This window comes from Amycolatopsis suaedae (assembly GCF_004214935.1).
In the GTDB taxonomy this organism is placed as follows: domain Bacteria; phylum Actinomycetota; class Actinomycetes; order Mycobacteriales; family Pseudonocardiaceae; genus Amycolatopsis; species Amycolatopsis suaedae.
Genome location: NZ_SFCC01000004.1, coordinates 219,788 through 231,873, shown reverse-complemented (window position 1 = coordinate 231,873; position 12,086 = coordinate 219,788). Strand labels below are relative to the sequence as shown.

The 12,086-nt window shown below is 68.4% G+C and carries 15 protein-coding genes and 1 tRNA gene; 8 read left to right on the top strand and 8 right to left on the bottom strand.

Going from position 1 to position 12,086, the window contains the following annotated elements:
- Positions 1–5: 5 nt before the first annotated feature.
- From EWH70_RS09575 to EWH70_RS09565, 3 genes are all read right to left on the bottom strand, one after another.
- On the bottom strand, positions 6–971 hold the full coding sequence (locus EWH70_RS09575; RefSeq protein WP_130474935.1) for an NAD-dependent epimerase/dehydratase family protein: 966 nt from the start codon (positions 969–971) through the stop codon (positions 6–8).
- A complete protein-coding gene (locus EWH70_RS09570; protein WP_130474934.1) occupies positions 968–2,011 on the bottom strand; it encodes a Gfo/Idh/MocA family protein in 1,044 nt (347 codons plus the stop codon). Before EWH70_RS09570 ends, EWH70_RS09575 begins: the two co-directional genes overlap by 4 nt.
- Positions 2,012–2,139: 128 nt before the next feature.
- The gene (locus EWH70_RS09565; protein ID WP_130474933.1) at positions 2,140–3,096 is read right to left on the bottom strand and encodes a YncE family protein; all 957 of its coding nucleotides are present in this window, start codon (positions 3,094–3,096) and stop codon (positions 2,140–2,142) included.
- Positions 3,097–3,253: 157 nt separating this feature from the next.
- Here EWH70_RS09565 and htpX point away from each other — a divergent pair, with 157 nt between their 5' ends.
- Positions 3,254–4,099 (top strand): zinc metalloprotease HtpX, encoded by an 846-nt coding sequence (htpX, locus tag EWH70_RS09560; protein ID WP_130474932.1) that lies wholly within the window; start codon positions 3,254–3,256, stop codon positions 4,097–4,099.
- A 15-nt stretch (positions 4,100–4,114) separates the two neighbouring features.
- Here htpX and rfbA read toward each other — a convergent pair whose 3' ends face one another.
- Positions 4,115–4,996 carry a glucose-1-phosphate thymidylyltransferase RfbA gene (gene rfbA / locus EWH70_RS09555; protein WP_130474931.1) on the bottom strand — a complete coding sequence of 294 codons (882 nt, stop codon included), beginning with the start codon at positions 4,994–4,996 and terminating at the stop codon, positions 4,115–4,117.
- 81 nt (positions 4,997–5,077) lie between these two features.
- On the opposite strand from rfbA, the gene EWH70_RS09550 reads away from it, so the two are divergent.
- A complete protein-coding gene (locus EWH70_RS09550; RefSeq protein ID WP_130474930.1) occupies positions 5,078–5,944 on the top strand; it encodes an alpha/beta fold hydrolase in 867 nt (288 codons plus the stop codon).
- 4 nt (positions 5,945–5,948) lie between these two features.
- Entirely contained in the window at positions 5,949–6,563 is a 615-nt protein-coding gene (locus EWH70_RS09545; protein WP_130474929.1) for a TetR/AcrR family transcriptional regulator, read from the top strand.
- Here EWH70_RS09545 and EWH70_RS09540 read toward each other — a convergent pair.
- Positions 6,542–7,696, bottom strand: coding sequence for a sialidase family protein (locus tag EWH70_RS09540; protein ID WP_130474928.1), 1,155 nt, complete (start codon positions 7,694–7,696; stop codon positions 6,542–6,544). The two genes, EWH70_RS09545 and EWH70_RS09540, sit on opposite strands and share 22 nt — an antisense overlap.
- 108 nt (positions 7,697–7,804) lie before the next feature.
- The gene (locus EWH70_RS09535; protein ID WP_130474927.1) at positions 7,805–8,296 is read right to left on the bottom strand and encodes a YajQ family cyclic di-GMP-binding protein; all 492 of its coding nucleotides are present in this window, start codon (positions 8,294–8,296) and stop codon (positions 7,805–7,807) included.
- Positions 8,297–8,413: 117 nt separating this feature from the next.
- Here EWH70_RS09535 and EWH70_RS09530 point away from each other — a divergent pair.
- Positions 8,414–8,495 (top strand) — tRNA-Tyr (locus EWH70_RS09530).
- A 147-nt stretch (positions 8,496–8,642) separates the two neighbouring features.
- Here the strand turns inward: EWH70_RS09530 and EWH70_RS35800 are convergent.
- Complete coding sequence (locus EWH70_RS35800; RefSeq protein WP_205669074.1) at positions 8,643–8,957, bottom strand: hypothetical protein; 315 nt, start codon at positions 8,955–8,957, stop codon at positions 8,643–8,645.
- Positions 8,958–9,175: 218 nt separating this feature from the next.
- Positions 9,176–10,048, bottom strand: a complete 873-nt coding sequence (locus tag EWH70_RS09520; RefSeq protein WP_130474925.1) for a GntR family transcriptional regulator — start codon at positions 10,046–10,048, stop codon at positions 9,176–9,178.
- Positions 10,049–10,174: 126 nt separating this feature from the next.
- Here EWH70_RS09520 and EWH70_RS09515 point away from each other — a divergent pair, with 126 nt between their 5' ends.
- Genes EWH70_RS09515 through EWH70_RS09500 form a run of 4 tightly spaced genes read left to right on the top strand, consistent with a single transcriptional unit; the run spans position 10,175 to position 11,986 of the window.
- Positions 10,175–10,546, top strand: coding sequence for a hypothetical protein (locus EWH70_RS09515; protein ID WP_130474924.1), 372 nt, complete (start codon positions 10,175–10,177; stop codon positions 10,544–10,546).
- Positions 10,546–11,322 carry a RapZ C-terminal domain-containing protein gene (locus tag EWH70_RS09510; protein WP_205669073.1) on the top strand — a complete coding sequence of 259 codons (777 nt, stop codon included), beginning with the start codon at positions 10,546–10,548 and terminating at the stop codon, positions 11,320–11,322. The genes EWH70_RS09515 and EWH70_RS09510 overlap by 1 nt, the downstream gene beginning before the upstream one ends.
- A complete protein-coding gene (locus EWH70_RS09505) occupies positions 11,319–11,561 on the top strand; it encodes a hypothetical protein (RefSeq protein ID WP_130474923.1) in 243 nt (80 codons plus the stop codon). The genes EWH70_RS09510 and EWH70_RS09505 overlap by 4 nt, the downstream gene beginning before the upstream one ends.
- Entirely contained in the window at positions 11,558–11,986 is a 429-nt protein-coding gene (locus tag EWH70_RS09500; protein ID WP_130474922.1) for an SsgA family sporulation/cell division regulator, read from the top strand. Before EWH70_RS09505 ends, EWH70_RS09500 begins: the two co-directional genes overlap by 4 nt.
- Positions 11,987–12,086 lie beyond the last annotated feature (100 nt).

Genomic DNA, 12,086 nt, shown 5'->3' with positions numbered 1-12,086 from the left:
TCCGTTCACGCTCGGGTGGTGTGCCACCAGGCGACGAGTTCGGGCAGGCCGTCGGACAGCTTGATCCGCGGCTCCCAGCCGAGGTCGCGGGCGGCCGCCGAGATGTCGGCGAGCCGCCGGGTGACACCGCCCGCGGTGGACCGCTCCTCGCGGTGCTCGGGCTCCAGTCGCGAGCCCATGGCGGTGAGCAGCGCGAGCGCCAGCTCACGCAGGCTCGTCTCGATGCCGCTGGCGATGTTGTAGACCTGGCCGGTGACCGGTGCCCGCGCGGCGAGCACGTTGGCCCGTGCGATGTCGTGCACGTGGACGAAGTCCATGGTCTGCCTGCCGTCGCCGAAGATCAGCGGCGGCTCGCCCGCGGCGATGCGCTCCATCCAGCGGATGAGCACCTCGGTGTAGCGGCCGTGCGCGTCCATGCGCGGGCCGTACACGTTGAAGTAGCGCAGCGCGACGTACTCCAGTCCGTACATCGCGGTGAAGCTGCGCAGCATGCCCTCGTTGAACGCCTTGGCCGCGCCGTAGAAGGTGTCGTTGTTGTACGGGTGGTGCCGCTCGGTGGTGGGGAAGGACTCGGCCAGCCCGTACACCGAGGCCGACGAGGACGCGATCACCTTGCGCACGCCTGCCGCCTGGGCGGCCTCCAGCACGGTGAACGTTCCATCCACAAGGGACTCCAGCGCCAGCCTCGGCTGCTGGGCGCACTGGGTGATCCGCAGCGCGGCGAGGTGGAAGACCAGGTCCATGCCCGCCGTCAGCTCGTGCACGAGCGGCACATCGTTGATGTCGCCCTCGACGATCCGCACGCGTTCGCCCGCCGCGGCCAGGTTCTCCCTGCGGCCGCGGGTGAAGTTGTCCAGCACGACGATCTCGGCCGCCCCGGCCTCGACGAGCTGGTCGACCAGGGTGGAACCGATGGTGCCGGCACCGCCGGTCACCAAGCACCGCTGGCCGGTGATGGGCTGGCTGCTCACGCGTACTCCTTCACTTCGGCGGGGACAGCGACGAACCGGCCGCCTGCCGCGAGGCTCTCGGTGGCGGCTTCGAGGATGGCCAGCACCCGCAGGCCGGACCGGCCGTCGGTGAGCGGGCGCCTGCCCTCGGCGATCGACGCGGCGAACTCGGCCATCACCCCGCGCAGCGCCTCCTGCTCGACCAGCGCGGGCGCGACCATGTCGCCGAGCCGGTAGGAGACGATCGTCTGCTCGCGCTGGGTGGTGACCACGCCACGGTCGTAGACCGAAAGGCGCTGGGTCGGGTTGAGGTCGTCCCACACCACGGTCTTCGCCGACCCGCCGACGACCATCGTGCGGATCTTGGTTGGGGACAGCCAGTTCACGTGGATGTGCGCCATCGCGCCGTTGGACAGCCGCACGGTGAGGTGGGCGACGCACGCGCGGCCGGCGCCGATCGGGTCCGACCCGTGCGCGGCCACCTCGACCGGGACGAGGTCGTCGGGCAGGATCGCGGCGAACACCGAGAGGTCGTGCGGCGCCAGGTCCCACAGCACGTCGACGTCGCGCTGCACCAGCCCGAGGTTGATCCGCACCGAGTCGAGGTACTGCACGTCGCCGATCCCGCCGTCCCGCACGAGTTCGCGCAGGTGCTTCACGGCTGGCGTGTAGCAGTAGGTGTGGTCGAGCATCAGCACGAGGCCGCGGTCCTCGGCCGCCTCGACCAGCCGCCTGCCCTCGGCGAGGTTGGCCGCCAGCGGCTTCTCGACCAGGACGTGCTTGCCCGCCTCCAGCGCGGTCAGCGCCACCTTCAGGTGCGTCGCCGCCGGGGTGGCGACCGCGACCGCGCCGACCGCCGGGTCGGCGAGCACCTCGTCCAGCGAACCGGTGGCCCGGACCGTCGAGTAGCCGCCGAGCACCGAACGGGCGCGCCCGACGTCGAGGTCACACAGGTACTCCAGGCGCAGACCCGGTGTCGCCTGCGCGTTGCGGACGAGATTGGGCCCCCAGTAGCCGGCGCCGATGACGGCGAGGCCGGTCCGGTCGGTGTCGTCCACCATGCTCCCCGTTTCCGCCGTGGCCCGGAGCGGCTCGGCACGACTTCTGATTCGCCGTGCCGGGGGAGCGTGTTACACGCTGCGTGAGTGCGCGATCGCGCAGCGGTAGGTTATTCACCCACCGGGGTACGTTAAAAGCCCGTGATGGCGAAGATCTTGTCGTTCAGCGGGTCCGTCGCGTAGACGATCCGGGTGCGCTGGTCGACCTCGACATCGCCGGGGTTGACGCCCAGCGACAGCTCGCCGGACACCTCGGGCTTGCCGTTCTCGATCTTCACCAGGCCGTTCGGCCCGCCGTTGGCGTAGACGGTTCCGCTGCGTTCGTGAACGGCCACTGTGGACGCTGCGCTCTTCAGGCCGATGATGGCTTTCTCGTTCTTCAGTGCACAGTCCACGACGGACAGATGGTTGACGCCGGAGTTGGCCACGTACAGGGTGTTGGTGGCCTCGTGCAGGTCCAGTCCGGCCGGTCCGGGCCCCACCCGGACAACCGCGACGAAGGACCGGCTGACCGTGTCGAGCACCTCGACGGACCCGGTCCACTCGCTGGTGAAGTAGGCGAACCGCCTGCCCGGGTCGACCCGGCCGGACACCAGCGTGTGCACCTTGCCGGGGACGGTGGTCTGCAGGGTGTTGCTGACGCCGTCGACGAACGCGACCGCGCCGCCCTTGCTGCTGCCCGCGATGACGACGTTCGCCGTCTCGTCGACGTCCACAGTGGAGGTCGCTGGCCCGGCGGCGATGACGCCGGCGATCGTGTTGCTCTCACCGTCGATGACCGTGATCGTGCCGGTGACCGGGCTGGCGACGTAGACCCGCTTCGTCTCGTCGTTGACCGCGACGTCGCTGGGTGAACCGCCCACACCGATCGTCGCGACGACCAGGTTGCTGGCACCCTCCACGACGGACACCGTCCCGGAGTCGGTGTTGGCGACGTAGATCATCCCGGTCTCGGAGTTGACGTCCAATGCCGTCGGGCGGTCGCCCACGGTGACCGTCTTGACCTCCGCCGCCGCGGCGGCCGGCGCGAACAGCGTGCCGGCGGCCAGCAGGACCGCGGTCGACGCGACTGCGAAAGGCTTGCGCATTCGTTCTCACCCCTGGTTCATGATCCGCGACCGACCGTAACTCCGAGCGGCGCCGATCGCGCGTTGCGGCGCTCCACCCGACCGGGTGAGGAACCAGCCCGGTCCGCCATGCGTTTGCGCCTTGGGTGGGTTACTGGCGAGAAGGGAGGCCGAACACGTGGGCAGACACCGGAACGGACTGCGGACCGCGTTGCTGCTCGGCCTGCTCAGCGCCATCATCGTGGCGATCGCCGCCGCGTTCGGCCGGGGCGCGTTCTGGACCGGGCTCGCCTTGGCGGTGGGGGTCAACGGCTACGCCTACCTGTACTCCGACCGGCTGGCGTTGCGGGCCATGCGGGCCAGGCCCATCTCCCAGGCCGAGTACCCGGACGTCTACCGCATCGTGCGCGAGCTGGCGACGATCGCCCGGCAGCCGGTACCGCGGCTGTACGTCAGCCCGACGGCCGCGCCCAACGCGTTCGCCACCGGCCGCAGCCCCCGGCACGCCGCGGTCTGCTGCACGACCGGCATCCTCGAACTGCTCGACGAGCGCGAGCTGCGCGCGGTACTCGGGCACGAACTGTCCCACGTGTACAACCGGGACATCCTCATCTCGTCGGTGGCCGGTGCGCTGGCCGGTGCCGCCGCCAACGTCGCGTTGTTCGCCGGCGTGTTCGGCGGCAACCGGGACACCAATCCGCTGGTGGCGATGTTGCTGGTGCTGGTAGGGCCAGTGGCCGCGGCCATCGTGCGGATGGGGGTGAGCCGGTCGCGCGAGTTCGAGGCGGACGCGTCCGGTGCCGAGCTGACCGGCGACCCGCTGGGTCTGGCGTCCGCGTTGCGCAAGCTGGAGCAGGGCACGCGAGCGGCACCGTTGGTGCCCGAGCCGCGGCTGGTGTCCCAGTCGCACCTGATGATCGCCAACCCGTTCCGGCCGGGCGAGCGGCTGTCCCGCATGTTCGCCACCCACCCGCCCATGGCCGAGCGCATCCGCAGGCTGGAAGACCTCGCCAAGCGGCTTTAGCCCGCTAAAGCCGCTTTACTCGTCCGCTCCGGCGGCGCGGGCGACCAGCATCACGTACTCGCCGTATCCGCTCTTGGCGAGCTGGCTGCCCAGGGCGTAGCACTCGTCCGGGGTGATGTACTTCATCTGCAGCGCGACCTCCTCCAGGCACGCGATGCGCACACCCGTCCGGTGCTCGAGCACCTGGACGAACTGGCCGGCCTCCAGCATCGAGTCGTGCGTGCCGGTGTCCAGCCACGCGAACCCGCGGCCGAGGTCGACCAGCTTGGCGCGGCCCTGTCGCAGGTAGGCCAGGTTGACGTCGGTGATCTCCAGCTCGCCACGCGGGGACGGCCGCAGCGAGCGGGCGATGTCGACGACGCCGTTGTCGTACAGGTACAGGCCGGTGATGGCCTTGTTGGACTTCGGCCGGGCCGGCTTCTCCTCGATCGACACCAGCCTGCCCCCGTCGTCGACCTCGCCGACGCCGTAGCGCTGCGGATCCTTCACCGGGTAGCCGAACAGCACGCAGCCGTCGAGCGAGGCGACCTCGTGCCGCAGCGTGGTGGAGAAGCCCTGGCCGTAGAAGATGTTGTCGCCGAGGACGAGGGCCACATCGTCGTCGCCGATGAAGTCCGCGCCGATCAGGAACGCCTCGGCCAGACCGTTCGGGCTGGGCTGCTCGGCGTAGCTCAGGTGCAGGCCGAACTGGTCACCGTCGCCGAGGAGCCTGCGGAAGTTCGGCAGGTCGGCCGGGGTGGAGATGATCAGGATCTCCCGGATCCCGGCGAGCATCAGCACCGAGAGCGGGTAGTAGATCATCGGCTTGTCGTAGACGGGCAGCAGCTGCTTCGACACCGCCTGCGTGATCGGGTGAAGCCGGGTCCCGCTGCCGCCTGCGAGCACTATGCCCTTCACGAGAGTCCCCTCGGTCAACGTATGGGCGTCCACTGTATCGGTGAACTTTACATACGTACGGCATGTATGTAACTTGGCGACATGGAGCGAAGCGTCGAGCTGGGCAAGCCAGCGCAGGTGGATCTGCCGCAGGGCACCGTGCGGTACTTCGAGCGGGGAACCGGGCGTCCCGTGGTGTTCGTGCACGGCCTGCTGGTCAACGCCGAGCTGTGGCGGAAGGTGGTGCCGGGCATCGCCGAGGGCGGCTACCGCTGCATCGCGCCCGACCTGCCGCTCGGCTCGCACGAGACGCCGATGTCACCGGAGGCCGACCTGAGCCCGACCGGCGTCGCCGACCTCATCGCCGACTTCCTCGCCGCGCTGGACCTCGATGACGTCACGATCGTGGCCAACGACACCGGCGGCGGCCTGACCCAGATCCTGCTGACCAGGCGGTCCGAGCGGATCGGCAGGGTGGTGCTCACGCCGTCGGACAGCTTCGAGCGGTTCTTCCCCCCGCCGCTGGCGTCGCTGCCGAAGCTCGCGCGGCTGCCGGGGTCGATGTGGCTCACCGCGCGTCTCATCGGATCGCGCCTGGCACTGCGGGTGCTGTTCGGCCTGGTGACCAAGCGGCCGATTCCCGGCGAGATCGCCGCTCGCTACACCGGCCCGATGCGCCGCAGCGCCGGTGTCCAGCGTGACCTGCGCAAGTTCGTCACCGGCGTGCACAACCGGTACACGCTGGCGGCCGCCGAGCTGCTGCCGAAGTTCGACCGGCCGGTGCTGCTGGCCTGGGCCCGCGAGGACAAGCTGTTCCCGCTGTCACTGGCCCAGCGGCTGATCCAGGCGCTGCCGGATGCCCGGCTGCGCGAGATCGGCGACACGCTGACGTTCGTCCCGGAGGACCGGCCCGACGAGCTGGTCCGGCTGGTCCTGGAGTTCCTCGACGAGGCGGGCACGGCAGACTGACCGGGTGCGACGCACCCAGCAGGATCGTTCCGCCGCCACGCGGGCCGCGCTCACCGCGGCGGCGAGGGAACTGTTCACCGAGCGCGGCTACCAGGCCGTTCCCGCCGACGAGATCGTGCGCGCGGCCGGCGTCACCAGAGGGGCGCTGTACCACCACTACGGGGACAAGCTCGGGTTGTTCCGGGCGGTGTTCGAGGAGATCGAGCAGGAGTTCACCGAGTACGTCAGGGGCGTGGTCGACGCCGCCCCCGACCTGGCGACCGGCTTGTTCTCGGCCATGCCCGCCATGCTCGACGCGTGCGAGCGGCCCGACATCCGCCGGATCGCGCTGATCGAGGGGCCGACCGTGCTGGGCTGGCACGAGTGGCGCGAGGTCGAGGCGGGCTACGGCCTCGGTCTGATCGTCGACCTGCTGGAGCGGGCGATCGAGGCGGAGCTGATCCCGTCGCAGCCGGTCGACATGCTGGCGCCGATGATCCTGAGCGCGGTGATGGAGGCCGCGCTGGTCGTCGCCAACTCGGCCGACCCGGCACGGGCGAGGGCCGACGCCGAACGCGTCATCGCCGCGTGGGGCGTCGGCCTGATGACGCCCGTGGATCAGGCAGGGCCCTTGCCGTAGTAGATCTTGCAGACGCCGCCGTCGAACTCGCCGGCGAGCATCAGGATGCCCTTGCCGTCGTCGACGGGCAGCAGGGTGGAGCTGTAGTTCGGGCACCAGTGGTTGCGTGCCTTGTTGATGTGCACCGGAGCGGGCACTTCGTACCAGGGTGCGCCGCCGAGCAGGTTGTCGTTGGCCATCAGCGTCTTGCCGTTGCCAGGCTGCGGGTGACCGTTGTCGTCGACGTAGACCTGCCCGACCAGCAGCACCCGGTTGCCGAGTGGGCCGCCCGGGAAGATGGTGGCGGTCGAGGCGTGCCGGAAGTGGTTGCGGTTGGGCATCAGGATCTCGGTGCCGGGTGCCGTCGTGCTGCCGTAGTTCGTGGCGTCCTTCGAGATCTTGTAGTACGGGTTGCACTGGTGCTTGGTGAAGTTGCAGATCTCGTACAGGAAGAGGAACCGGCCGTCGGGCAGCTTGCGGATGATCGGCATGCCCGGGCGCACGTGCCACGGCGGGATGGCCAGGGTCTGCTGCTTCGTGCTCCAGGTGACGCCGTCGACGCTGGAGACCCGGTTGAGCAGCTGGGCGTAGACCGCCGACTCGCTCTCGTCGGCGTAGTGCATCCAGAGCACGCCGGCGTTGTCCACGACCAGCTCGGGCTCCCAGATGCCGAAGTGGTTGTGTGAGCGGGCGGCCTCGGAGAGGAAGTACCAGCTGCGGCCGCCGGTGCGGCTGGCCCACAGCTTGAGGGCGATGCGGCGGTTCGGGCCGGCGTCCTGCCCGTAGCTTGCCGCCCAGAGCAGCGTGCCCGGCCGCAGCCTGCCGACCTGGCGGGGCAGCTCGTAGAGGGTGCCGCAGCACATGCCCTGCGCGCCCTCGGGGTCGCGGATCTCGCCGATCTGCTTGAACGACTTGCCCTCGTCGGTGCTCTCGAAGATCGGCGTATACCGGCCCTGGCCGTCCTCGGCGTTGACCGAGGCGATGATCTTGCCGTCCCGGGCCGTGCCCGAGTGGGACAGTCGCAGCAGCCGTGGGTAGGACGCGTTGTTGCCTGCCAGCAGCACCCTGGTGTCCACCGCCCCCGCGGGCGCGGCGAGCCCGGCGGCGAGCAACAGGCAGGTCAGCAGGGTCGCTCCGGTCTTCCGCAAGAGCATGATCGTCCTTCCACTCCGGCGACGGCGGGGATTACATCACCGCCGTGCCGTCGTGGTGGCTCACCGAGCCGGGACGGGCGACAAGATCAGCTCGACCGGGTGGTTTTACTACCTGTAGTTGGTGAACTGCAGAGCGATCTCGAAGTCCTTGTTCTTCAGGGCCGCGATGACGTCCTGCAGGTGGTCCTTCTTCTTGCCGGACACCCGCAGCTGGTCGCCCTGGATCTGGGCCTGCACGCCCTTGGGGCCCTCGTCCCGGATGAACTTCGCGATCTGCTTGGCCTTGTCGGAGGCGATGCCCTGGATGATCTTGCCCTGGACCTTGTAGATCTTGCCCGACAGCGCCGGCTCGCCGACGTCGAAGGCCTTCAGCGAGATGCCGCGCTTGATCAGCTTCTCCTTGAACACCTCGACCGCGGCCAATGCCCGCTCCTCGGTCTCCGCCTCGATGGTGATGGCCTCCTCGCCGGCCCACGCCACCTTGGCGTTGACGCCGCGGAAGTCGAACCGGGTGGACAGCTCCTTGCCCGCCTGGTTCAGCGCGTTGTCCACCTCCTGCCGGTCGACCTTGCTCACCACGTCGAAAGAGGGATCGGCCACGTGTTCTTCCACCTCACACTGGTTGGGGTCGGCTCCACCCTAGCGCTTCGGGGATACCCGTTTCCGGGCCCGCGGGGGCGTTCTGTATCCTTTTCGTCGGCCGGTACGTCCGGCTACGGCAGGTTGCCCGAGCGGCCAAAGGGATCTGACTGTAAATCAGACGGCTTCGCCTTCGGGGGTTCGAATCCCTCACCTGCCACACCAGGCAAGAAGGCCCCGTGACCAGCAGCAATGGTCACGGGGCCTTCTGCTTGCCTGTGCGGCCGTGTGCGGCTGATGGCAGCCCTACGCGGGTGGCCGTGGGCCATTCGTGGGCCACATCTCCTGGGTCAGCGCGGACAGTTCGTCAGCGGCTTCGCGAACGCAGTGCGTCGTCGATCATCGCCGCTGCGGTGTCCGGCGTGGCGTTCGCCGTGTTGACCTCCAGATCGGCCGACGGCAGAGCGGGAGTCTCGTCCCACGCCTGGAGCCGTGCCGACAGGTCGCCTGTGTCGCGTTCGGCGGCACGGCGGGCAGCTTCCTCGCGGGGGCACCACAGGTACACCACCAGCCAACGGAGGCCCGCTGCCCCGTGGAGCGCGGTGACGGCTTCCGGTTGTCCGACGTGCACCACCGGGAACAACCCTTGGGCGACCATCTGGTGCAGGTACGCGGCGTCCACAACATATGTCGCACCATATCGGGAATTCTCCCAGAGGACCCCTTCGGTTCTGCGCACGGACTCCAATTCATCACGGGTCACCATGCGATATCCGGCGGTTCGTCCGGTGCCGCACTTCATTCGAGGAAACAGGGCGTATCGACCGTCTCTCTCCGTGAGAGCTTTGGTCACGGTGTCTTTTCCGGCGGCCGGAGGGCCGTACAGGATCACCCCCCTGATCATGTACTCGCTACTTCCTCGGCCGCGAGAGACGCGACCAGTTGTTGTGCTTGCTCCTGAAGCGGCTTACTGGTCGCCGAATTGTCTATGACCGCGTGGTCGACAGGCGGCCGCAGGTCAAGGTCTATGCCAGCAATGTATTCGTCCCAGTTGGCCAGCTTCACGCTATCCCGTGCTGCGCCGCGATGGCGGACATAGGTATGCATGGTCGCCGGGTCGCAGTAAACCCAAACAAAGACCGCTTCGGTGCCAACTGATTGGCAGTCCGCCTGAATGCGATTGACCCATGCGCCGTCGGCGAATTCTCGGATGAACGGAGCAGTCACGATGACGCTATTGCCGCACTGTATGTTCTCCTTCATCGCGGATTCCAGAGCTTCATACTCGCGCCCGCGAACGCGCGACAGGTACAACTCCGATTCGCGGTCACTTCCTGGGTGTCCGAGAAGCTCTAGCGCTACCTCGACCACTGGCCGGGTAAGAGTGTCTTTATCCAGCAATGCCCACCCAGTTAAGCGGGCTAGAATTCGCCCAAGTTCGGACTTGCCGCTACCGGCGTAGCCGCCGATTATCAGAGCTTTTGGTGACGATATTTGCATCTTGCCGTCAACGCTCGGCGACAGATTGGGTGCGTTAACGATCCGGCCCGCGCGCGGCTTGCTGACAACGAGACCTTCCTTTATCAGAAGGTCCATAGCTTCATTGATCGTGAACGGGCTTACCTTCCACTCTGCTGCCAGTTCGCGCGATGAGGGCAAGCTCTGCCCGTCCCGCAGTACTCCGGCTTCAATCGCGTTTCGAATGTTCCGCGCCACCTGCTTATGCAGGGGTTCGGACCGCTGGACACCTGCGCCTTGCCTGGGGCGCGACATGGGCAGCTCCTACCTGTCGACGTGCCAACCATCTGGTTGGTCACCGGTCAGACCATACCAGATGGCTGGCCATAAAACCGCAGGTCAGCGTACCTTGCGTTACTCCATTCGAGTCAATCATCTGGTATGGCAACCATCCAACTGTTAGCTTTCGTGGTGTCGCAGAACACACCAACCGAAGGGGTTGAGATGAGTCACCCGAAGGTGAGTCGGCAGGTCGAGCAGGCTTTCCGGCTGTCTGAGGATGTTGTTTCCACTGGTCAGTACGTAGACGGGGTGTACCCGGATGGTCTGACCGAGGCCGTGATTGATGCGTTGATCGCGGAGGTGGACGCGAAGCTTGACGCGACTGAGCGGGTCGCGCTGGTTCGGGTTGACCGGTCGTTCACTGATGCCCGGCGTGCTGGCCGGGCGGCGCGGCGTGCGGCGCGGGAGCTGCTGCGTCGTCGTGCGGTGGACGTGGCGGCGTCGGCTCCGATGCCGGGGGAGGCCGCCTGATGGACGCCCCGATGATCTCGTACGGCCTGGATATGCCGGGTGAGCCGGTGCGGTTCCGGGTGGAGTCGTTCGGCTATCTGCATGGTCAGGCTCCCGGAGCCGACGTGGTGGCAGATGTCCGGCACAGCCTGAAGGACCCGCACGTCAGCCCGGAGCTGCGGGAGCTGACCGGCCGGGACACGGCGGTCAGGTTGAACGTGCTTGCCCAGCCTGGTGCCCCGGAGCTGGTGCGGGCGCTGGCCGCCGCTGCGCTCGCGTTGCGGCCGTCGGCTGAGGCCAGGGGTGTCCTGGTGCACCTTGCCATCGGTTGCCAGGGCGGCCGTCACCGGTCGGTCGTGCTGGCCGACGCGATCGCTACGGCCTTGTTCCTGGCCGGTTACGGGGTGCACGTGGTGCACACCCACCTGTCCCGGCCGGTGGTTGACCGGCCCACCTATGGCCCCGACGCGGCGGCTCACTCCGCCAAGAACGCGCACGCCGCGCCGGGTCTCCCCAACCACCACGAAAGCAGTCAGGAGAGGGCTCCCATGGTAGGCAGCGACGGCCCGGATGTGGCCGACGACGGCTGTGTCATCTACACCCCGGATGAGTTGAACGAGCTGATCACCATCACCGCTGGCCGCGCGGTGGCCGGTGCGCTGCGGGAGCGTGCCGACTTCCACCGGAGCGCCGCGTCCGATCTGCGGATCGGCACCACCGCGCAGTTGTGGCACCTGACCGAGGCCGATGACCTCGACGTCGTTGCCGCCCGTGAGCTGCGGGAGGTGGGCGAATGAGTACGCACGCCGACCCGAACGCAGGCGGTACGTCGCTGGTGGACCTGCTCCGCGCGACGCCGGAGCCGGGTGACCCGACGTGGATGCGCATCCGGTGGCTGCTGGAGGTGGCCGAGCGGTGTGAGGCGGTGGGGCTGAACGAGCAGGGCCAGGCAGCCCTTCAGGGCGTCGCTGACCTGCTGGCCGGGCGCATCGCGCACGTGGCCGGACAGCCGACGCGCGGAGGTGGTTTCCGATGACCCGGCGAGACGTTGCCGCAGTGCTGCTGGTCGATGTGACCTCGCTGCGCGGGGTTGGTGTGGCCAAGCGGGCACGGACCGACGCGCACCTGTCCTATCGGGCGAGCGACCCGTGGGCGGTGCGCCTTGCGGTGCACACCGATGCCGGGTGGGTCGGCTGGTCGTTCGCCCGGTCGCTGCTGGCCGACGGGCTCAACGGCCGGGCCGGTGAGGGGGACGTGACGGTGTTCCCGCACCGCCACGGTGAGCCGTTCGTGCACGTGATCCTGTCCTCGCCGACCGGGACGGCTTCGCTGCGGTTCGACCGGGCCGGTGTCGAGGCCTTCCTTGACCGTGCCGACAAGGCCGTGCCCGAAGGCACTGAAGCGTCGCATGTGGACTGGACGCGGGAACTGGACCTGCTGGCCGGAGGTGGTCCGCGATGAGCCGGGAGACCCATTGGGGTGAGCGTTCGTGGTGGTCCGGGGATGTGAAGACGTTGTGCGGGTTGCGTATCCCGTCCCGCGAGATCAGGGGCACGGCATG